The 22,709-nt window shown below is 61.1% G+C and carries 13 protein-coding genes; 9 read left to right on the plus strand and 4 right to left on the minus strand.

What is annotated here, in order from left to right:
• The first annotated feature begins 198 nt into the window (after nt 1-198).
• Together AC30D9_RS19000 and AC30D9_RS19005 are read left to right on the plus strand one after the other, a co-directional pair.
• On the plus strand, nt 199-1,251 hold the full coding sequence (locus tag AC30D9_RS19000) for a WD40/YVTN/BNR-like repeat-containing protein (RefSeq protein WP_490144585.1): 1,053 nt from the start codon (nt 199-201) through the stop codon (nt 1,249-1,251).
• Between the two features lie 43 nt (nt 1,252-1,294).
• Nucleotides 1,295-3,670 (plus strand): efflux RND transporter permease subunit, encoded by a 2,376-nt coding sequence (locus AC30D9_RS19005; RefSeq protein WP_134924001.1) that lies wholly within the window; start codon nt 1,295-1,297, stop codon nt 3,668-3,670.
• A gap of 86 nt (nt 3,671-3,756) precedes the next feature.
• Here the strand turns inward: AC30D9_RS19005 and AC30D9_RS19010 are convergent, their stop codons facing one another.
• The 4 genes from AC30D9_RS19010 to AC30D9_RS19025 all read right to left on the minus strand — a co-directional run bounded on the left by AC30D9_RS19010 (nt 3,757) and on the right by AC30D9_RS19025 (nt 16,068).
• Nucleotides 3,757-8,442, minus strand: coding sequence for a dermonecrotic toxin domain-containing protein (locus AC30D9_RS19010; RefSeq protein WP_490144586.1), 4,686 nt, complete (start codon nt 8,440-8,442; stop codon nt 3,757-3,759).
• 136 nt (nt 8,443-8,578) lie between these two features.
• A complete protein-coding gene (locus AC30D9_RS19015) occupies nt 8,579-13,273 on the minus strand; it encodes a dermonecrotic toxin domain-containing protein (protein WP_490144587.1) in 4,695 nt (1,564 codons plus the stop codon).
• Nucleotides 13,274-13,409: 136 nt separating this feature from the next.
• Nucleotides 13,410-14,129 carry a FadR/GntR family transcriptional regulator gene (locus AC30D9_RS19020; protein WP_134924004.1) on the minus strand — a complete coding sequence of 240 codons (720 nt, stop codon included), beginning with the start codon at nt 14,127-14,129 and terminating at the stop codon, nt 13,410-13,412.
• Nucleotides 14,130-14,331: 202 nt separating this feature from the next.
• Nucleotides 14,332-16,068 carry an IlvD/Edd family dehydratase gene (locus AC30D9_RS19025; RefSeq protein WP_307570985.1) on the minus strand — a complete coding sequence of 579 codons (1,737 nt, stop codon included), beginning with the start codon at nt 16,066-16,068 and terminating at the stop codon, nt 14,332-14,334.
• Between the two features lie 193 nt (nt 16,069-16,261).
• Between AC30D9_RS19025 and AC30D9_RS19030 the strand changes: the two genes are divergently transcribed.
• From AC30D9_RS19030 to AC30D9_RS19060, 7 genes are all read left to right on the plus strand, one after another.
• A complete protein-coding gene (locus AC30D9_RS19030; protein ID WP_092474104.1) occupies nt 16,262-17,584 on the plus strand; it encodes an MFS transporter in 1,323 nt (440 codons plus the stop codon).
• A 158-nt stretch (nt 17,585-17,742) separates the two neighbouring features.
• On the plus strand, nt 17,743-18,735 hold the full coding sequence (araD1, locus tag AC30D9_RS19035) for an AraD1 family protein (RefSeq protein ID WP_490144588.1): 993 nt from the start codon (nt 17,743-17,745) through the stop codon (nt 18,733-18,735).
• Between the two features lie 12 nt (nt 18,736-18,747).
• Entirely contained in the window at nt 18,748-20,328 is a 1,581-nt protein-coding gene (locus AC30D9_RS19040) for an aldehyde dehydrogenase (NADP(+)) (RefSeq protein ID WP_490144589.1), read from the plus strand.
• Between the two features lie 238 nt (nt 20,329-20,566).
• A complete protein-coding gene (locus AC30D9_RS19045; RefSeq protein WP_167659315.1) occupies nt 20,567-20,863 on the plus strand; it encodes a DUF5629 family protein in 297 nt (98 codons plus the stop codon).
• The gene (locus AC30D9_RS19050; RefSeq protein ID WP_490144590.1) at nt 20,850-22,025 is read left to right on the plus strand and encodes a lactonase family protein; all 1,176 of its coding nucleotides are present in this window, start codon (nt 20,850-20,852) and stop codon (nt 22,023-22,025) included. The genes AC30D9_RS19045 and AC30D9_RS19050 overlap by 14 nt, the downstream gene beginning before the upstream one ends.
• Before the next feature lie 156 nt (nt 22,026-22,181).
• On the plus strand, nt 22,182-22,361 hold the full coding sequence (locus AC30D9_RS19055) for a hypothetical protein (RefSeq protein ID WP_109756063.1): 180 nt from the start codon (nt 22,182-22,184) through the stop codon (nt 22,359-22,361).
• 173 nt (nt 22,362-22,534) lie between these two features.
• A complete protein-coding gene (locus AC30D9_RS19060; RefSeq protein ID WP_003180680.1) occupies nt 22,535-22,660 on the plus strand; it encodes a hypothetical protein in 126 nt (41 codons plus the stop codon).
• The last annotated feature ends 49 nt before the right edge of the window (nt 22,661-22,709 follow it).

Below are 22,709 nucleotides of genomic sequence, written 5' to 3' on the forward strand. Positions count from 1 at the left end.
CACCGAATACCCCGCCATTCACCCCCCAGCGCCAACCCCCCCGGTTAACAAAAGATAACGTGGCGTCGATTGTCAGACCTTTCGAAAGCCCGATAGGATAGGTCAGCTTCCGAAGTGGCTCTAGATTGCAGGTTTCAGGACTATGCTCCAAGACTGGCAACGTACCAAGCCATAACAATAATAATGGGGGAAAGGTCTATGAATGAGCCTGTCATGGCTGTGGGCCGCAGCCGGCCGCCGATGCTGCGCAGAGTCGCGTTGCTGGCTTCGGCGCTCTCGCTGCTGGGCTCTGCGGTGTTATCGGCACCGGTGATGGCTGTCGCGGCGTCGACGTCCGATGTCATCTATTCCGTCGAATCGGCCAAGGCCAGCAAAACCCTGATGCTCGATGTGGTCCACGCCGGCCAGCGCCTGGTGGCGGTCGGTGATCGGGGTCACATTGTCTATTCGGACGACCAGGGCAAGTCCTGGACCCAGGCCAAGGTGCCGACTCGCCAACTGCTTACCGCGGTATTTTTCGTCGATGACAAACACGGCTGGGCTGTGGGGCACGACGCGCAGATCCTCGCCAGCGATGACGGTGGCAGCACCTGGACCAAGCAATTCGAAGACCTGACCCGTGAGGCGCCGCTACTGGATGTCTGGTTCAAGGATGCCAGTCACGGTTTCGCCGTGGGCGCCTACGGCGCGCTGCTGGAAACCATTGACGGCGGCCAGCACTGGGAAAGTGTCAGCGATCGCCTCGATAACGAAGACCAGTACCACCTCAATGCCATCGCCGCGGTGAAAGATGCCGGGCTGTTCATTGTCGGCGAGGCCGGCAGCATGTTCCGCTCCGCCGACTGGGGGCAGACCTGGGAAAAGGTCGAAGGCCCTTACGAAGGCTCGCTATTCGGGGTCATCGGCACCGCCCAACCTTCGACGCTGCTGGCCTACGGCTTGCGCGGCAACCTTTATCGCTCCACGGACTTTGGCGGTACCTGGGAACAGGTCGAACTCAAGGCTGCTCGGGGTGCCCTGGAGTTCGGCCTGTCAGGTGCCACGCTGTTGGCGGACGGTTCCATCGTGATCGTCGGCAACGGCGGCAGCGTGGTGCGCAGTACCGACGACGGCGTGACCTTCAGCGTGTTCAACCGTCCGGACCGGATTTCCGTGGCAGCCGTCACGGCGGCAGGCAACGGCAACCTGATCCTGGCGGGGCAAGGCGGCGTTCGTGCCACCACGTCCACTGGCGCTGAACTGAGCAAATGAGTCAGGCCTGCAAGAAGGGCACAAAAACAAGAAGGCGCAACCCATGAGCAGTCATCACCAAGACAAGGCGACGTTCCTCGAGCGCCTGATTTTCAACAACCGCCCGGCAGTGATCGTCATTTGCCTGTTGGTCAGCATTTTCCTGTTCTGGCAGGCCACGCTGATCCGGCCATCCACCAGCTTCGAAAAAATGATCCCCCTCGAGCACCCCTTCATCCAGAAGATGCTCGAACACCGCAACGACCTGGCGAACCTGGGCAACACGGTGCGCATTTCCGTGGAAGCCACCAACGGTGACATCTTCTCCAAGGAATACATGGAGACCCTGCGCCAGATCCACGACGAGGTCTTCTACATCTCCGGCGTCGACCGTTCCGGGCTCAAGTCGTTGTGGAGCCCGAGCGTGCGCTGGACCGAAGTGACGGAGGAGGGCTTCGCCGGTGGCGAGGTCATCCCGCAGAGCTATAACGGCTCGGCCGACAGCCTCGACCTTTTGCGCAACAACGTACTCAAGTCCGGCCAGGTCGGGCGGCTGGTGGCCAACGATTTCAAGTCGAGCATCATCGACATCCCACTGCTGGAGTCCTATCCGGATCCGCAGGACCAGGGCAAATTGCTCGCCCTCGACTACCGGAAGTTTTCCCACGAGCTTGAAGACAAGATCCGCAACAAGTTCGAAGCGCAGAACCCGAATGTGCAGATTCATATCGTCGGCTTCGCCAAGAAAGTCGGCGACTTGATCGACGGCCTGGTCATGGTGGTGCTGTTCTTCGGCGTGGCCTTCGTCATCACCTTGATCCTGCTGTACTGGTTCACCAACTGCATGCGCAGCACCGTGGCGGTGTTGAGCACCACCCTGGTGGCGGTGGTCTGGCAACTGGGGTTGATGCACGCCGCCGGTTTCGGCCTCGATCCGTACTCGATGCTGGTGCCGTTCCTGATCTTCGCCATCGGTATTTCCCACGGCGTGCAGAAAATCAACGGCATCGCCTTGCAGTCCAGCGAGGCGGACAACGCCCTGACCGCGGCGCGGCGAACTTTCCGGCAGTTGTTCCTGCCGGGGATGATCGCGATCCTGGCGGACGCCGTCGGCTTCATCACCTTGCTGATCATCGACATCGGTGTGATCCGCGAACTGGCCATCGGCGCCTCCATTGGCGTGGCGGTGATCGTGTTCACCAACCTGATCCTGCTGCCGGTGGCGATTTCCTATGTCGGCATCAGCAAGCGCGCGGTCGAGCGCAGCAAGAAAGACGCGACCCGCGAGCATCCGTTCTGGCGCATGCTGTCGAACTTCGCCAGTGCCAAGGTCGCGCCGGTGTCCATTGCCTTGGCGGTGATCGCCTTTGGCGGTGGCCTCTGGTATAGCCAGAACCTGAAGATCGGCGATCTCGATCAGGGCGCGCCGGAATTGCGTCCGGATTCGCGCTACAACCAGGACAACAACTTCATCATCAGCAATTACTCCACCAGCTCCGATGTACTGGTGGTGATGGTCAAGACCAAGGCCGAAGGCTGCTCGCGCTATGAAGCCATGGCCCCCATCGACGAGCTGATGTGGAAGATGCAGAACACCGAGGGCGTGCAATCGGCGATTTCCCTGGTGACCGTGTCCAAGCAGATGATCAAGGGCATGAACGAGGGCAACCTGAAATGGGAAACACTGTCGCGCAACCCTGACGTGCTGAACAACTCCATCGCCCGGGCCGATGGCCTGTACAACAACAGTTGCTCCCTGGCGCCGGTGCTGGTGTTCCTCAACGACCACAAGGCCGAGACCCTGGACCGTGCGGTGAAGGCGGTGCAGGACTTCGCCAAGGACAACAATCGTGATGGCCTGGAGTTCATCCTCGCCGCCGGTAACGCTGGCATCGAGGCGGCCACCAACGAAGTGATCAAGGCGTCGGAACTGACCATCCTGATCCTGGTGTACATCTGCGTGGCGACCATGTGCATGATCACCTTCCGCTCCTGGGCGGCGACGCTGTGCATCGTGCTGCCGCTGGTACTGACCTCGGTGCTGGGTAACGCCCTGATGGCCTTCATGGGCATTGGCGTGAAGGTCGCGACCTTGCCGGTGGTGGCCCTTGGCGTCGGGATTGGCGTGGACTACGGGATTTACATCTACAGCCGCCTGGAGAGCTTCCTGCGTGCCGGATTACCGTTGCAGGAGGCCTACTACCAGACGCTGAAGTCCACCGGTAAGGCCGTATTGTTCACCGGCCTGTGCCTGGCCATCGGTGTGTGCACCTGGATCTTCTCGGCCATCAAGTTCCAGGCCGACATGGGCTTGATGCTGACATTCATGCTGCTGTGGAACATGTTCGGTGCGCTGTGGCTGCTGCCGGCGCTGGCACGGTTCCTGATCAAGCCGGAGAAGCTGGCGGGGCAGAAGGGTAATTCGTTGTTTGCGCACTGACCCCTTGCCTGAAGTGCACACTCAACTGTGGTGAGGGGGTAAATCCCCTCGCCACAGGGGTTACCTTGGGCTTCCTTGCGCAGTGATCAAGGCGCCAACGGCAAGAACTTGCTCTGCGCCAATGGCCGGCCGATCTGCCCTCGATGCACATTCACCACTGCATAAGGGCTTTTCGCCTTGGCCAGCATCGAGTGGTAGTGCTCCCGGCGTTGCTCCTTGGTTTTCAAATGCGCGACGCTGAAATCCGCTTTCGGCGTGTCGGTCGCTTCATAATGAAAATGCGCGTACCAGAGCGGCCAACCGTCGCGGTCGTTGATGGCGTATTCCTGAAGGAAATCCTTGCGTTCGCCTTTCAAGGCTTTGCGTTCGCCGAGCCGTGCGACTTGGATCAGGTTCTTTTCGAACAGGTAGCGCAGATTGCTGTCGGTGGGCGGCAACTTCAGGCTCAGTTCGGTGCGCAGTTCACTGCCCCGGGTGGTCAGGCGGGAAGCTGCGTTTGACAGCTCATCGATCAAGGTCTGATCCGCTGCTGTGCGCGGTTTTGTCGAGGCGGTGAAGGCTCTTTCGAGTTCTTCGCAGCGTTTGCGGTAGCGACTCGCCTCATTGTTCATGATTTCCTCGATTTCCTGAGGAAAGCGGCATTGGGTTTTATATCGCTCGGCGCTCAGCAAACTGTTCTCCAGTTGATCCAGCAGCTTACGCGCATCGCCCTTGATCGCTTTGACCGACCTTGTGCGGGGCGTTGGGGCCGGTCGTTGTACTTCGACGATGTCCCAGACGTCGTCGTGTTGTGAGTACGTGGCGAGCAACTCGTCATCGACTTCGGAGCGTAGCTCGACGACTTCAATCGGCAGGGAGGTGCCGGCGGGTTTCAGATCACCAATCAAGACGCCGCCCTTCCGGGTTTTGATCACCTTTTTTTGCGGACGCCCGCTCGCCGTTTTGGTGCGTTTTGGCGCTCGCTTGCGCGGCTGCGGCGCAGGTTTGAGCTCGGCGGACAATGTCTTGGAAACGTCGTCATAGAGACGTTCGATCAGCTTGAACAGCCTGTCGAAATAAGACGGGTCAATGTCGCTGGCATTGAGTGCCTTGATACCCAGCAAGGCATCAAGGGAGGCACCATAGTTTTCGGTCAGACTTTCCAGCACTTCAAGCCGCTCCGAAGGGGGCAGGTCATATGTTCCCAGGTCGGAGTGGGAGCGCACCTGTTCCAGCAAGAGCTTGATGAAATTATGCAGGCTGGCGGGAAGGTCGGAGTCGGGGTTTTTGACCAGCAGGGCGGCGAGTATGGGTAACTGCACGGCCTTGGTGGCCAGCGCCGATCTTTCTTCCTGGGGACGGTTCTTGGTCAGCCGCTCGAATATCTGCGCGCCTTCGGCGTCCAGGTTCAATAGTGCGTCCAGGTGCCGCTCCTCGAGCTCCAGCCAATAAATAGTACGATCGTTGATGACGCTTATTGCGTCGAGGTACGCAAAGTAGCCTGCGGGGTTGTCGGCGACAGCCTCCTTCAACGCCGGCCCATTTTTCATGAAATGGATATTGGCGGCGTCCAGGGCCACTAAATCCAACTCGACGACAAGAAAGGCCTTGCGGGCGTTGTTGATCACGTTTTCCATCAGGGCGCGAAGCATTTCCGGGGGCAACGTCATGTCAAGGCTGGCATATTCCGTTGCTTTGCTCAGCAGCCGCAGATAATCGTCAGTCTGGTCCTGGAGCAGTTCATAAAACTGCGCACGTTTTGCCGCACGTTGTTCCTCGGTAAAATCGCCTTCCTGAGTTCTGCTCAAGACTTCCTGGGCAACTTGCACGGCCTTTAGCTTATCGGCTTCCTGTGCATGATAATTTCCCAGCTCCTGGGTCAGTTCCATCCCCCGCTGGGCCCTGAGCTTGCGCAGTTCTGCCACCCGCTTCGGGGGCATGCCGCCGCGCAGACGCAGCCCTAGATCCATGGACCAGTTGCCTTGGTTGTCCGATTTCAACACCGGACCATTTTTTGCCGGGTCTCGCGGAGCCTGCGGGTCGACGATCACCGTGTTGCCGTCCGGCTCCGGACTGATCCGATACAGTTTGTCTTCCACCAGTGCGTGCCATTTGTTCTGGATCACGTACAAGCCTGTGTAAGGACCATATTTGATCGGCTCGGGCATTGAAGTGGGGCGTGGCACCTGTAGCCTCTGCAGCCGGTTATGTTGCTCCAGCGTCAGGCGCTGCCTGGCGCTGGCGAAACTGAGGTCCAGAGCGCCCTGCGGGTGTTCGCCGGGCAAGCCCACCGGCCCTTCCAGAATCCTGGGCGGCATCGGCGCCGGCCACTGCTCAGGGATGACGCGCGGTGCAGGGGCGCGCATTGCCTGTTCCTTGAGGGTTTCGGGCAGCGGCGTACGAGAAGGCGCGCTGATGGCGGGAAACTGGTGCACCAGCATGCCGAGGTTGAGCAGTAGGTCGACGGCGGCCAGTTCACGGGTCACCGGGTCTTCGCTGCTCAGGGCCGGAATATCATGACTGGCACTGCCCATCAGGCTCCACAGCCAGAACGTCGCCATTACCGGGCCACGCAGCAAGGGCATCAGCAGCGTATTGAACAGCAGGCTGCCGCCTTCCAGCAGCACGGCCCAGCGGCTTTCGCTGTTGGAGACCGAGTCGTGATCGGCCTGGCTGACCAGGGCTCGCGCATTGCTGCCGTAAAGATATTGCATCAGCTCGCCGTTGCGCAGGAACTGTGCTAGCTCATCGTTGACGCCGTCGACGGCGAGCGTTGCGGGGGCGGGCTTTTCTGGGAAATTGAATTCGTCGCCTTGGAAAAACCGCACGATGTGCGGCTCCTGGAAGCCGCCATTGGCATAGATTGGGCGCGCGGCGTCGGGCAGCCAGGTCAGGATGCTTTTCTGCAGATCCCCCGCTGTGGCGATGGCCTGCAACAGCGCCTGGCGCGTCGGAAACTCCTGCAACGAGGGCGCGTAAAGCGGGCGATACAGCAGGTGCGGTCCGGTTTGGACATCCTCCGGCTCAATGATGAACATGTTGCTCACGATGTCGGGGTGGGCCTCGGGCTTGCGCAGGAAGGCCAGGTGGCGGATGACCACCGACTGGCCGCTGAGCTGTTGGCTATTTGCGTCGGGGTTGAGGAGCGCTTCAACCAGGTCCAGGCCTTGGCGGGTCACGCCGTTTTCGTTGTTGAGCATTTGCTGGAGGGCTTCAAGGACCAGTTGGGCCGGGATCTGCTCGGCAAATATTCGCTGGCGTTCCTGGGCCTGGGGCAAATCGTCCAGCAGGCGTTGTTGCAGGTAGCGAGGATAGGTCGTGCCAATGTCGACCTGTTCGATCAGTCCACCCTTGCGCGTAATGAAGTCCGGTGTCAGCCACGTGGGAAGGGGCAGGCCCTGGCGATGACCGAGGACCAGGTTTGCACTCGGTCGGGCGATGAGGTTGTTGATGGCCAGCTCGGTCAGGCTCATCGTTCTTTTTTCGATGATCCCGCTAGTTCCGGGATAACCGGCGGCGACGGTGAAGGTCAGCTCCACATCGTCGGGCTGGTATTGGCTGGTTTGAGCCTTGTCCGGGTCGCTGTCGTTGGTTGATTGCATCTGCTTGAACAGGGCGTCGGCGGCAAAGGTCTTGATGTCCTCGATGTCGCTGAGAAAGGTGCGGCCCTGGTGGCGTTTTTTCGCGCTGGCCAGTGTCAGGCTGTAGTGCTGGAATTTCGTTTGATCGACGATGGAGGCTTGTTTCAGCCAGTCGGGCAGCAACGGCTCGATCCGTGCCGCCGTTTCAGGCGTCAACTGCGGTGCGTCAAGCAGATAACGAGCGGGATCGCTCAGCTCTTGATAGAGCGTCGACAGGTCTTGCAGGCCGATTCGCGAGGGCAACTGCACTGCGTTCAGGTCGGCCAGTTGCTGCTCCAGCAGCATGACTGCCTGGGTGTCGAAGACATTGCCACTGATCTCGTTGCGTTGACAGGTGAGCGTGTCGACCACGTACCGGCTGGCGATCAGTGCGCCCCAATGGCTGTTGAACGCCTCCAGGGATGCAAACGACTGCACGGCGCCGCCAGGGCTGCATAGCAGGAAGGCGGTCGCGCCTTTTGTGGCGTGGGTCAGGAGGATTTCGTTGCCGATCAGCACGCTGCTGGAGCCGTCTCGGATGAGCCTGGTCTCCAGGCTGTAGGCGTAGACCGGGGACAGGCTGTTGCGTCGCAGGCGCTGATCACGCTCCGGCCAGCGGACGATCTGGTCCAGGGCTTCGCGCGCCTGGTCAGTGAGGCCGGGTTGTTGCAGGTTGCGGATAGACAGCGTGTTCTTGAGGGCATCGCTGAGCCAGCGCCAGCGGCTGATGTCATTGCCCGTGTCGACTCCGGCGTTCCAATAGCGGGTCAGCGCATCCGCCAGCCCGATCGGTACGGTCCAGGGCAGTTCGAGCAGCAGTTTCTCGATGACCTTGATGTCCAGCTTGCCGTCTTGCGGTGAGAGCTCGCGGGGCGGTGTGTCGGACAGAAAGCAGCGACGCCCGCCGCGTTCCGTGAAGTCCAGCGGGCTGCCCAACGCCAGGTAATCGAGGACGCGGGGCATGAAGGGTTGCAGTGTAAAGCCGCGAGAGGCGGGATCCGGCGTTGCCAAACGGGTCTTGGACAGGTCGAAGGTCAGCGAGGGATATTTTTCCTTGATGGCTTGCTCGAGCATGCGTTGCGCGACTTCTTCGAAGGTCGGGAGGCTGGCGAATTGCAGGCTGACGCTTTGTACAAGCGCGGAGGGAGTGTTGGCCGGAGTGGCTGCGGTCATATGAAATCCTTTTCATAAGTTCATGGCCGCCGGGAGTGACGACGAGGGAAGTATCGACATCCCGTTCTCGCGAGGGCGGTAAATAAATACCACCCTGGCGAATGCGGGTTATGCCGGGCCTCGTCGGGAGGGAAGATCAAGGCGCCAAAGGCAAGAACTTGCTCTGCGCCAATGGCCGGCCAATCTGGCCGCGATGCACATTCACCACTGCATAAGGGCTTTTCGCCTTGGCCAGCATTGAATGGTAATGCTCCCGGCGTTGCTCCTTGGTTTTCAAATGCGCGACGCTGTAGTCCGCTTTTGGTGTGTCGGCTGCTTCGTAATGAAAATGCGCGTACCAGAGCGGCCACCCGTCACGGTCATTGATGGCGTATTCCTGGAGGAAATCCTTGCGCTCCCCCTTCAAGGCCGTGCGGTCGCCGAGCCGCGCGACTTGGATCAGGTTTTTTTCGAACAGGTACTGAAGGTTGCTGTTGGTGGGCGGCAATTTCAGGCTCAACTCGGTGCGCAGTTCACTGCCTCGCGTGGTCAAGCGGGATACGGCGTTTGCAAGTTCATCGAGCAATTTTTGCTCGGCTGCCGTGCGCGGGCTTGTCGAGCCCGTGAAGGCTCTTTCGAGTTCTTCGGAGAGTCTGCGGTAGCGACCCGCCTCATTGTTCATGATCTCCTCGATTTCCTGAGGAAAGCGGCATTGGGTTTTATAGCGTTCAGTGTTCAACAGCCCGTTTTCCAATTGCCCGAGCAGTTTTCGTGCCTCGGCCTTGATCGTTTTGACCGACCTTGTGCGGGGCGTCGGGGCCGGCCGTTGTACCTCGACGATGTCCCATACGTCGTCGTGTTGCGAGTAGGTGGCGAGCAACCTGTCGTCGACTTCGGCGCGCAGCTCGACGACATCGATCGGCAGCGATGTGCCGGCCGGCTTCAAGTCACCGATCAACACGCCGCTCTTGCGTGTCTTGATCACTTTTTTCTGCGGGCGTCCGGAAGGCGTCCTGCTGCGTTTGGGCGGGCGTATGCGCGGTTGCGGTTCGGGTTTGATCTCGGCGGCCAACTTCGTGGAGGCGTCCTCGTACAGGCCCTCCACCAGCCTGAACAGCCTGCCGAAATAGGACGTGTCCATTTCACCGGCGTTGAGGGCTTTCATGCCCTGCATAGTATCGAGGGCCGCGCCATAGTGCTCGACCAGGCTCTCCAGGACCTCAAGCTGTTCTGATGGGGGCAGCTCGTAAGTGCTCAGGTCGGACTGGGAGCGGGCCTGTTCCATCAAGAGCTGAGTAACCTTGTGCAGGCTGTCGGGAAGATCGGAGTCGGGATCCTTGAATATCAGCGCCGCCAGGGTAGGTAATTGCAAGGCCTTGGTGGCCAACACCGTGCGTTCCCCCAAGGGGCGGTCCCGGGTCAGACGCTCGAATGCTTGCGCGCCCGCGGCATCCAGGTTCAACAGCGCGTCCAGGTAACGATCCCTGAGTCCCAGCCAATGGATCGAGCGATCATTGATGTCACTCAACGCGTCGAGGTAGTTGAAGTACTCCGCGAGATTGTGGACGACATTTGTTTCCAGGGCCGATCTGTTTTGCGTGAATTGGCTATAGGCGGCATCCAGGGCGGTTAAATCGAACTCGCTGATCAGGAAAGCCTTGCGGGCGTTGTTGATCACATTTTCCATCAAGGCAGGAACGATGCCGGAGGGTAGCTGCATATCGAGGCTGGCGTATTCGGATACATTGTCCAGCAGCCTCAAATAGCCGTCAGTCTGCTCCTGGAGCAACTTGTAGAATCGCGCCCGCTTATCCGCGCGTTGCGCCTCGGTAAAGTTGCCTGCCTGGGTTCGGGTCATGATTTCCTGGGCGATATCCAGGGCTCGTTGCTGATCGGCTTCCGTTGCGTAGTAGTCCTTCAGGTATTGGCCCAATTCAGCCGCTCGTTGGGTTTTGAGGCGGCGCATCTCGGCCAGGCGTTTGGGTGGCATCCCTCCCCGCAGACGCAGGCGCAAATCCATGGACCAGTTGCCTTGGTTGTCCGATTGCAACACCGGGCCATTTTTTGCCGGGTCTCGCGGAGCCTGCGGGTCGACGATCGTCGCACTGCCGTCTGACTCTGGACTGACTCGATACAACATGCCTTCAACCAGGCCATGCCATTTATTCTGGATCACGTACAAGCCTGTGTAGGGGCCATATTTGATCGGTTCAGGCAGGGATGCCGGGCGCGGTACCTGTAAGCGTTGTATTCGGGTGCGTTGCTCCGCTGTCAGGCGTTGGCGGGTGCTGGCGAAGCTGAGATCCAACTGCCTGCTGGCGTCGGCGAAGTGTGCGCCCGGCAAGCCCACGGCCCCTTCAAGAATCCTTGGCGGGGCCGGGGCGGGCCACCGCTCGGGAATGGGGCGCGGCGCAGGGGCGCGCATCGCTTGTTCCTTGAGGGCTTCGGGCAGCGGCGCATGAGGCGGCGCGCTGATGGCGGGGAACTGGTGCACCAGCATACCGAGGTTGAGCAGCAGATCGACGGCGGCGAGTTCCCGGGTCACCGAGTCTTCGCTGCTCAGGGCCGGAATATCCCGGCTGGCACTGGCCATCAGGCTCCACAGCCAGAAGGTGGCCATGACCGGGCCGCGCAGCAAGGGCATCAGCAGCGTATTGAACAACAGGCTGCCGCCTTCCAGCAGCACGGCCCAGCGGCTTTCGCTGTTGGAGACCGAATCGCGATCGGCCTGGCTGACCAGGGCTCGCGCATTGCTGCCGTAAAGATATTGCATCAGCTCGCCGTTGCGCAGGAACTGTCCTAGCTCATCATTGACGCTGTCGATGGCGAGCGTTGCCGGGGCGGGCTTTTCCGGGAGATTGAATTCGTCGCCTTGGAAAAAACGCACGATGTGCGGCTCCTGGAAGCCGCCATTGGCATAGATCGGGCGCGCGGCGTCGGGTAGCCAGGTCAGGATGCTTTTCTGCAAATCTCCCGGTGCGGCGATGGCCTGTAACAGCGCCTGGCGCGTCGGAAACTCTTGCAACGAAGGCGCATAAAGGGGGCGATACAGCAGGTGAGGGCCGGTTTTGACGTCTTCCGGCTCAATGATGAACATGTTGCTCACGGTGTCGGGGTGGGCCTCGGGTTTGCGCAGGAAGGCCAGGTGGCGGATGACCACCGACTGGCCGCCGACCTGTTGACTGCTAGCGTCGGGGTTGAGCAGGGCTTCAACCAGGCCCAGGCCTTGGCGGGTCACGCCGTTTTCGTGGTTGAGCATTTGCTTGAGTGCTTCAAGTGGCAACTGCGCCGGGATCTGTTCGGCAAACAGCCGCTGGCGTTCCTGGGCTTGAGGCACATCGTCCAGCAGGCGTTGTTGCAGGTAGCGAGGATAGGTCGTGCCAATGTCGACCTGTTCGATCAGTCCGTTCTTGCGAGTGATGAAATCCGGCGTCAACCAGCTGGGCAGCGTCAGGCCCAGGCGATGGCTGAGAACCAGGTTTGCACTCGGTCGGGCGACGAGGTTGGCGATGGCCAGTTCGGTCAGGCTCATCTTCCTTTTCTCGATGATCCCGCTGGTCCCGGGATAACCGGCCGCCACGCTGAAAGTCAGTTCCACATCGTCGGGCTGGTATTGGCTGGCTTGCGCCTTGTCCGAGTGGCTGTCGTTGGTTTGCTGCATCTGCTTGAGCAGGGCGGCGGCGGCAAAGGCCTTGATGTCCTCGATATCGCTGAGAAAGGTGCGGCCCTGGTGGCGTTTTTTCGCGCTGGCCAGTGTCAGGCTGTAGTGCTGGAATTTCGTTTGATCGACGATGGAGGCTTGTTTCAGCCAGTCGGGCAGCAACGGCTCGATCCGTGCCGCCGTTTCAGGCGTCAGTTGCGGTGCGTCAAGCAGATAACGAGTGGGATCGCTCAGCTCTTGATAGAGCGTCGACAGGTCTTGCAGGCCAATCCGCGAGGGCAGCTGCACCGCGTTCAGGTCGGCCAGTTGTTGCTCCAGCAGCATGGCCGCCTGGGTGTCGAAAGCATTGCCGCTGATCTCGTTGCGTTGGCACGTCAGGGTGTCGACGACGTAGCGGCTGGCAATCCGTGCGCCCCAATGGCTATTGAACGCCTCCAGGGATGCAAAGGACTGCACGGCGCCGCCCGGACTGCACAGCAGGAAGACGGTCGCGCCATTTTTGCAGTAGGTCAGCAGTATTTCGCTGCCGGTCAGCACGCTGCTGGAGCCGTCTCGGGTGACTTTGGTTTCCAGGCTGTAGGCGTAGACGGGGGACGGGTTGTTGCGGCGAAAGCGCTGCTCGCGCTCCGGCCAGCGCACGATCTGGTCCAGGGCCTCGCGCGCTGGGTCAGTGAGGCCGGTTTGTTGCAGGCTACGGATAGACAGCGTGTTCTTGAGGGCATCGCTGAGCCAGCGCCAGCGGCTGGTGTTATTGTTCGTGTCGACTCCGGCGTTCCAATAGCGGGTCAGCGCATCCGCCAGCCCGATCGGTACGGTCCAGGGCAGTTCGAGCAGCAGTTTCTCGATGACCTTGATGTCCAGCTTGCCGTCTTGCGGTGAGAGCTCGCGGGGCGGTGTGTCGGACAGAAAGCAGCGACGCCCACCGCGTTCCGTGAAATCCAGCGGGCTGCCCAACGCCAGATAATCGAGGACGCGGGGCATGAACGGTTGCAGCGTAAAGCCGCGAGAGGCGGGATCCGGCGTCGCCAAACGGGTCTTGGACAGGTCGAAGGTCAGCGAGGGATATTTTTCCTTGATGGCTTGCTCGAGCATGCGTTGCGCGACTTCTTCGAAGGTCGGGCGGCTGGCGAATTGCAGGCTGACGCTTTGTGCAAGCGACAAAGGGCTGTCTACCGGGGAGAGTGAGGTCATGCAAAATCCTTTTCATGAGGCGTTGAAAATGACGCCTGGAAAAGTATCGACCTCTGGAACCCGTGCGGGCGGTACATAGATACCGCCGTAGCGGATGAAATCTGTGCCAGGCCCGCCACCGGGCCCGAGCGTGGAATCAGTCGGGATCGGCGCCCAGCACCACATTCAGCGCGCTACGGGCGTCGTCCAGTTGCACCAGGGTGGCATGGCGGGCGCCGAGGGCGTCGCGGTTCTCGATGGCGGTGAGAATCGCCTTGTGCCGCGGCATCGCCAACTCGTGCAGGTTGGGCCGCTGGTTGGAGTGCTTGAGCGCTTCGGCGATGGCCACCGACAGCATGTTGCACAGGTTGGCGAGCAGATCGTTGTGAGTGGCGTCGGCGATGCGGCTGTGGAAGTCCAGGTCCGGTTGCAGCACGGCCTCGGGGGTCGGTGCCGCTTCCATGCGCTGGTAGGCCTCGCGGATGGCGGCGATGTCGGCCTCGTCGGCGAATTGTGCGGCGAGGGCAGCGGCGGCCGGTTCGATGATGCTGCGCACGCTGGTGAGCAGGTTGAAGAATTCATTCTGCGGGCTGCTCTGCATCAGCCAGTGCAGGACATCCGGGTCGAGCATGTGCCACTCCCGCCGCGCCTTGACCACCGTGCCCACGCGCGGGCGCGAATACACCAGGCCTTTGGCGACCAGTACCCGCGTGGCTTCGCGCAGCACCGGGCGACTGACCGCATACTCTTCGCACAACAAGGCTTCGGCGGGTAGTTTGTCATCCGGTTTGAAACGCCCGGAGACGATCTGCATGCCCAGTTCCTGGACGATGCGCGCGTGCATGCTTTTGCGGTCGGAGGGTTTACGGTAATCCATGGGGGATGGCGCGATCCTGTACGAAGGGGATGCTGCGCATGATAGCAGGCGCGGTGAGGGCGGGTCGCTAGTGCGATTTTGTATAGGCCCGAACCCATTGTGGGAGCGAGCCTGCTCGCGATAGCGGTGGATCAGTCAACATTGATGCCGGCTGATCCATTGCAATCGCGAGCAGGCTCGCTCCCACAGGGGAACTGGTGTGTCAGTGGGAGTGGCGCGGCACCTCGGCGCCGCGGCAGCCGACCAGGAAGTCGAAGTCACAACCCTGGTCCGCTTGCAGCACATGGTCGATGTACAACTGGCGATAGCCGCCCACCAACAGGTTCTGCGGTGGCGGCAGGTCGGCCAGGCGCGCGGCCAGTTCGGCGTCCGGGATGTCCAGGTGCAGACGGCCGCTGGCGCAATCGAGCTCGATCCAGTCACCTTCCTTCACCGCGGCCAGAGGTCCGCCGGCGGCGGCTTCCGGTGCCACGTGCAGCACCACGGTGCCGTAGGCGGTGCCGCTCATGCGTGCGTCGGAAATCCGCACCATGTCGGTCACGCCCTGGGCCAGCAGCTTGGCCGGCAGGCCCATGTTGCCGACTTCGGCCATGCCCGGATACCCCTTGGGCCCGCAGTTCTTCATCACCAGGATCGAGCTGGCGTCTACATCCAGTTCCGGGTCATTGATCCGCGCCTTGTACTCGTCGAAGTTCTCGAACACCACCGCGCGGCCGCGATGCTGCATCAGCTCCGGTGTCGCGGCGGACGGCTTGAGCACCGCGCCCAGTGGTGCCAGATTGCCGCGCAGCACGCAGATGCCGCCATCAGCGCGGATCGGGTTGTCCAGGGTGCGGATGACTTCGTCCTGGCCGTAGATCGGTGCGTCCTTGGTGTTCTCGCCGAGGCTCTTGCCGTTGACGGTCAGGGCGTTCGGATGGGGGATCAGGTTCGCTTCACCGAGACGACGCAGCACGGCGGGCAAACCGCCGGCGTAGTAGAACTCCTCCATCAGGAAGCGCCCGGACGGCTGCAGGTCGACGATGGTCGGCATGCCACGGCCGATGCGGGTCCAGTCGTCCAACTCCAGTTGCACGCCGATGCGCCCGGCAATGGCCTTGAGGTGGATCACCGCGTTGGTCGAGCCGCCGATAGCGGCGTTGACGCGGATGGCGTTTTCGAAGGCTTCCTTGGTCAGGATTTTCGACAGCTTCAAGTCTTCACGGACCATTTCGACGGCGCGCATGCCGGACATATGGGCCAGCACGTAACGGCGCGCGTCCACCGCTGGAATGGCCGCGTTGTGCGGCAGGGACGTGCCGAGGGCTTCGGCCATGCAGGCCATGGTCGAGGCGGTGCCCATGGTGTTGCAGGTACCGGCCGAGCGAGACATGCCGCCCTCGGCCGCGAGGAAATCGTCGATGGTGATGGTGCCAGCCTTGACCTGCTCGCTCAGTTGCCAGACCACCGTGCCTGAACCGATGTCCTGGCCCTTGTGCTTGCCATTGAGCATCGGCCCGCCGGTGACGACGATGGCCGGTACGTCGCAACTGGCGGCGCCCATCAGCAGGGCTGGAGTGGTCTTGTCGCAACCGGTGAGCAACACCACGCCGTCAATCGGGTTGCCACGGATCGCTTCTTCCACGTCCATGCTCGCCAGGTTGCGGGTCAGCATGGCAGTGGGGCGCAGGTTCGATTCGCCGTTGGAGAACACCGGGAATTCCACCGGGAAACCCCCGGCCTCGATCACGCCGCGCTTGACGTGCTCGGCGATTTGCCGGAAGTGCGCGTTGCACGGTGTCAGCTCCGACCAGGTGTTGCAGATGCCGATGATTGGCTTGCCATGGAACTGATGGTCGGCGATGCCCTGATTTTTCATCCAGCTGCGGTACATGAAGCCGTTTTTGTCGGCGGTGCCAAACCATTGGGCCGAGCGCAGGGAGGGTTTCTTATCAGACATGATCGATTCTCTTATTGTATGACTATATTGTTCGAGCTGAAGCGTAACATAAGCGCAATTTGCACGGTTTGGAAGTGTTGTTGGGTAAATAGTATTACTATATAGTCCGATTCAACGGAGGGATTGTCCTGGCTGTCATTGGCGAGAGAAATCCCCCGAGGTTCCATAACAACAACAATCGGAGACCGGTCCCATGAGCCAGGAATTGCGGCTTATTCGTCGCATCACGCTGAAACTGATTCCCTTCCTGATCCTGCTATACCTGATCGCCTATGTAGACCGCTCCGCCGTGGGCTTTGCCAAGCTGCACATGGGCGCTGACATCGGTATTGGCGATGCCGCCTACGGCCTGGGTGCAGGGCTGTTTTTCATCGGTTATTTCCTGCTGGAGATCCCCAGCAACCTGATGCTCGAACGCTTCGGTGCCCGCCGCTGGTTTGCCCGGATCATGATCACCTGGGGTGCCATCACCATCGGCATGGCGTTCGTGCAGGGCCCGCATAGCTTCTATGTGATGCGCTTTTTGCTGGGCGCGGCCGAAGCCGGGTTCTTCCCGGGCGTGCTGTACTACATCACCCAGTGGTTCCCGGTGCGCCATCGCGGCAAGATCCTGGGCCTGTTCATTCTTTCCCAACCCATCGCAATGATGATCACCGGCCCGGTGTCCGGTGGCTTGCTGGGCATGGACGGCATTCTTGGCCTGCACGGCTGGCAGTGGCTGTTCATCGTCATCGGCCTGCCAGCGGTGCTGTTGACCTGGCCAGTGCTGCGCTACTTGCCGGATGGTCCGCAACAAGTGAAATGGATGGACCAGGCCGAGAAAGATTGGCTGACCGGTGAACTGAAAAAAGACTTGCAGGAATACGGCCAGACTCGCCATGGCAACCCGCTGCACGCCTTGAAAGACAAGCGTGTCTTGCTGCTGGCACTGTTCTATCTGCCGGTGACCTTGAGCATTTACGGCCTGGGCTTGTGGCTGCCAACGCTGATCAAGCAGTTCGGCGGCAGTGATCTGGTGACCGGCTTCGTGTCCTCGGTGCCGTACATCTTCGGCATCATCGGCCTGTTGATCATTCCCCGCAGTTCCGACCGCCTGAACGACCGCTACGGTCACCTGGCCGTGTTGTACGTGCTGGGCGCCATCGGCCTGTTCCTCAGCGCCTGGTTGTCGGTGCCGGTGTTGCAATTGGCGGCGCTGTGCCTGGTGGCGTTCGCGCTGTTTTCCTGCACGGCGGTGTTCTGGACCTTGCCCGGGCGATTCTTTGCCGGCGCCAGTGCGGCGGCGGGTATCGCGCTGATCAACTCGGTGGGCAACCTGGGTGGTTACATCGGGCCGTTCGTGATCGGCGCGCTGAAGGAATACACCGGCAACCTGGCTTCCGGGCTGTATTTCCTGTCGGGCGTGATGGTCTTTGGCCTGGTGTTGACCGGCGTGGTGTATCGGTTGCTGGAGCGCAAGCATGTGCTGCCGGCGGATCAGTTCGCGGCCAGCGCCCGGGGGGCTACGCGTACATAAATTTGCGGGTCGACCCCGATCAAACTGTGGGAGCGAGCCTGCTCGCGATAGCGGTATTACATTCACCCATGATATCGACTGTGAGATCGCATCGCGAGCAGGCTCGCTCCCACAGGGGACCGCACCGAATTCAAGTTTTGTTTACAAGGAGAAAATCCATGCGTCTAGTTCAGTTCGAATTGCCTAACGGCGAGCGCCGTGTCGGTGTGGTCGACGGCGAGCAAGTGCGGGAAGTGCAGGGCGCCGGGAGCGTGCGCGACCTGGCGCTGGCGGCCATCGAGGCTGGTGTGAAGCTTGAGCAGCAGGTCAACAGCCTGGGTCTGGGGGCCGGTCATGACTACGCGCAATTGCTCGAAGAGCTGCGCGTCCTGCCACCACTGGATCACCCGGACCCGGCGCACCTGCTGGTCAGCGGCACCGGCCTGACTCACCTGGGCAGTGCCTCGGCCCGGGACAAGATGCACCAGCAGGCCGGCGACGAAGCGGCCATGACCGACACCATGCGCATCTTCAAGTGGGGCGTGGAGGGCGGCAAACCCGAGGCCGGGCAGGCGGGCGTGCAGCCGGAATGGTTCTACAAGGGCGACGGCAGTATTGTGGTCCGTCCGGGTCATCCGTTCCCGCTGCCGCCGTTCGCCGAAGACGCGGGCGAGGAGCCGGAAATCAGCGGCCTGTATGTCATCGGCCACGACGGCAAGCCGTATCGCCTGGGCTTTGCCGTGGGCAACGAGTTTTCCGATCACGTGATGGAGCGCAAGAATTACCTGTACCTGGCCCATTCGAAATTGCGCAGTTGCAGTTTTGGCCCGGAACTTCGCGTGGGTGAACTGCCTCAACATTTGTCCGGGACCAGTCGTATCCTGCGCAACGGCGAAGTGCTATGGCAGAACGAATTCCTCAGCGGCGAGGCGAACATGTGCCATAGCCTGGAAAACCTGGAGTTCCATCACTTCAAGTACAGTCAGTTCCTGCGCCCGGGGGATGTGCACGTTCATTTCTTTGGCACCGCGACGCTGTCGTTCGCCGACGGCATCCGCACGCAGCCGGGGGATGTGTTCGAAATCAGCCAGGCTGAGTTCGGCGCGCCGCTGGTCAACGGCATTGCCCCGGTGGACGCGGTGTTCAACCCGGGTACTATCGGCACACTTTAAAGGAGACTTGCGATGAACCAGATCCTTGGCCACAACTACATCGGCGGGGCGCGCAGCGCGGCCGGCCAGACTCGCCTGCAGAGCATCGACGCCAGCACCGGCGAAGCCTTGCCCCATGATTTCATCCAGGCCACGGCAGAAGAAGTCGACGCCGCCGCCAAGGCCGCTGCCGCTGCTTATCCGGCCTATCGCAGCCTGAGCGCAGTGCGCCGCGCCGAGTTCCTCGAAGCCATTGCCGATGAGCTGGATGCCCTGGGCGATGAGTTCGTCGCCGTAGTCTGCCGTGAAACCGCATTGCCGGCGGCGCGGATCCAGGGCGAGCGCGGTCGCACCAGCGGCCAGATGCGCCTGTTCGCCAAGGTCTTGCGCCGTGGCGATTTCTACGGTGCGCGCATCGACCGGGCCTTGCCGGAGCGCACGCCGTTGCCCCGTCCAGACCTGCGTCAGTACCGCATTGGCCTGGGGCCGGTGGCGGTGTTCGGCGCCAGCAACTTCCCCCTGGCGTTCTCCACGGCCGGTGGCGACACGGCGTCGGCCCTGGCCGCCGGTTGCCCGGTGGTATTCAAGGCCCATAGCGGGCACATGGCGACCGCCGAGTACGTGGCCGATGCAATTATCCGTGCGGCGGAAAAGACCGCGATGCCGGCCGGTGTGTTCAACATGATCTACGGCGGTGGCGTCGGCGAATGGCTGGTCAAGCATCCGGCCATCCAGGCCGTGGGCTTCACCGGCTCCCTCAAGGGCGGGCGTGCCCTGTGCGACATGGCGGCCGCGCGGCCACAGCCGATTCCGGTGTTTGCCGAAATGTCGAGCATCAACCCGGTGATCGTGCTGCCGCAAGCGCTGGAGACCCGTGCCGAAAGTATCGCTCGCGACCTGACTGCCTCGGTGGTGCAGGGCTGCGGTCAGTTCTGTACCAACCCTGGCTTGGTGATCGGTATTCGTTCGCCGCAGTTCAGCGCTTTCACTCAACAGGTGGCTGCGTTGATCGGCGACCAGGCACCCCAGACCATGCTCAACGCCGGCACGCTGCAAAGCTACGGCAAGGGCCTGCAGAAGCTGCTGGCTCACCCGGGCATCGAACACCTGGCCGGACGCGAGCAGCAGGGTAACCAGGCTCAGCCGCAGCTGTTCAAGGCCGGCGCCAGCCTGCTGATCGACGGTGACGAGGCGCTGCAGGAAGAAGTGTTCGGCCCGACCACGGTGTTTGTCGAAGTCGCCGACCAGGCGCAACTGAGCGCCGCGCTGAATGGCCTGCACGGTCAACTGACCGCAACGATGATTGGCGAGCCGGCGGATTTCGAACGGTTCAGCGAATTGACGCCGTTGCTGGAACAGAAGGTCGGTCGCATCCTGCTCAATGGTTATCCGACCGGGGTGGAAGTGTGTGATTCGATGGTGCACGGCGGGCCTTACCCGGCGACGTCGGATGCCCGTGGTACTTCGGTGGGGACTTTGGCAATCGATCGTTTCCTGCGTCCGGTGTGCTTCCAGAACTATCCGGACAGCCTGTTGCCCGAGCCGCTGAAAAATGCCAATCCGTTGGGGATCCTGCGGTTGGTGGATGGGGTGCCGGGGCGCGAGGCGCTCTGACGATTGCGGTGAGGCAGCTGGATTGAGGTTGACCGGGCTGCCGCCATCGCGAGCGGGCTCGCTCCCACAAGGGATCTCTAGTGGATACAGAGTTTGTGTTCGCTGCAAATCCAAGTGTGGGAGCGAGCCTGCTCGCGATGGCGATCTGGCAGGCGAAAGTGCTTTCGAACCTTATGGCCCAAGGCCCACTGCCACATTGGGTTATCATGGCAACTTTCCCAATGACCGACTGATCACCATGACTGCCGTAACTGCCCCCCTCCTGCTTGCCCTCGAATCCTGCGACATGCTGATTATCGACAGGTTGCACGCGTTCGATTTTTACCTCGACGAGCAGGAGCAATTGCACGTCGAGTGCATGAACGGCCGCACCCGCGAGCACTGGCGTTTCACGCCGAAGCAGATGAAGGCCGCGACGCTCGACGAAGCCGAGAATCACTGGATCATCACCAGCGATTCAGGCGACCACCGCCTGGAGTGCGTGGAAGCAACCAGCGGCCACGACGATGAGGACGAGGAACATGAAGATGCGTAGTTTCTGGCCGCTATTGATAGCCGGCAGCTTGGGCGCCATGGGTGTTCAGGCCGATACCAACGAGCGTCATCAACTGCTGGTGGGTTCCTACACCGCCGGCCAGAGCCAGGGCATCTACCGCCTGCAGTTCGACAGCCGCACCGGCCAGCTCGAGGCCAAGCCGTTGCAAGTGATCAAGACCGACAACCCTTCGTGGCTGACCCTTTCCAAGGACATGACCCGGCTGTTCGTGGTCAACGAAAACGGACCAGGACAGAAAGACCCGGTGGGCAAGGTCAGCAGCTACACCATCGACCCGAAGACCCATGAACTGAGCCTGATCAATCAGGTGCAGTCCCTGGGCAACGAGCCGACCCATTCCAGTCTCAGCGGTGATGGCCGGCACTTGCTGGTCAGCAACTACTCGGTGGTGGAAGACCCGGGTGGCACCCTGGCGGTGTTGCCGGTGGCCGCCGACGGCAAGCTGTCGCCCCCGGTGCAGTTGAGCAGTCATCAGCCGAGCCGGGTCAATCCCGAGCGGCAGATGTCGGCCCATGTGCATGCGGCGGTGTCTTCGCCCGATGGCAAGTACGTATTCGCCAACGACCTGGGGGCGGACAAGGTGTTTATCTACCGCTACGACCCCAAGGCCAACCCTGAGCTGCCGCTGACCGCCGCCGACCCTGCCTTCGTGCAGTTGCCGCCCGGCAGTGGCCCGCGTCACCTGCTGTTCAGCGCTGACGCCAAGCACGCCTGGTTGACCATGGAAATGAGCGCGCAAGTGGCCGTGTTCGATTACCAGGACGGACGCTTGACCCAGCGCCAATTGGTCGACCTGGCGGCTGGCAAACCTCAGCCGGGCAGGGCGGCAGCCGCGCTGCATGCCTCGCAGGATGGCAAGTACCTGTATGTCAGCAATCGCGGTACCACCAACGAAGTGTTGGTGTTCGCCATCGACCCGGCGGCGGGCACGCTGAAAGAACTTCAGCGCCGTTCCGTGGAAGGTGACCATCCGCGCGAGTTCAGCCTCGACCCGAGTGGGAAATTCCTGCTGATCGCCAATCAGAAGAGCAACCAGATCGTGGTGCTCGAGCGCGATCCGAAGACCGGCTTGCTGGGTAAAACCGTGCAGAAAGTGGCGATGGATGCCCCCAGCGACCTGAAGTTCATCGTCCGTCAATAGACCGCAGGCCGCGATTTTCGGGGCCTGCGCCGTTGTATCAACGAGACTGATATTCGCTAGTACTACAAAGCATTTCAAGACGAGACGCCTCGGCGCGTAAGTTTGCTTCACGGCCCAACCGGGCAAGCTAGCCAACTGAATCCGAGGACTATCGCCATGAACCTGAATCTCTTCTCTGTGATCGCTGCTTCCGCTATCTCCGCCACCGTGGCGCTGCCCGCCAGTGCCAACATCGAGATCAGCGACAAAAGAAACCGCACCCAGAGCTACACCGAGAAATACCTGCAACAGAGCGCCAATTTCTATGCGGCGCTGGACCACAAGACCCAACACTGAAATAGCGCGCAACGACAGAAGCCTGCGATCTTTTCATCTTCACTGACGTTCAGTTGGAGAGAAAAGATCGCAGGCTTCGCCGTTTCTGAAGAAATGCTGCTGTAATATCACTTGGCCATGTGTTTAAATTTGACGCTGATAAATTGACTCCTTTACCGATAAGGATCGACACCATGGCGATGCGTCTGGCAGTGATGCTGCTGTTTCTCTACTCGACTCCAATTGTTTCAGCCGCCCAGCCGGATTCCGGCGAGTTGGAAGTGGCTCGTGAGCGATTGTTGAGCTTGCTCAGCGACTGAATAAGTCAATTCGCAGGATGGCCTTTGTGGCGAGGGGATTTATCCCCGT

It is taken from the genome of Pseudomonas sp. DF11 (genome assembly GCF_058148565.1).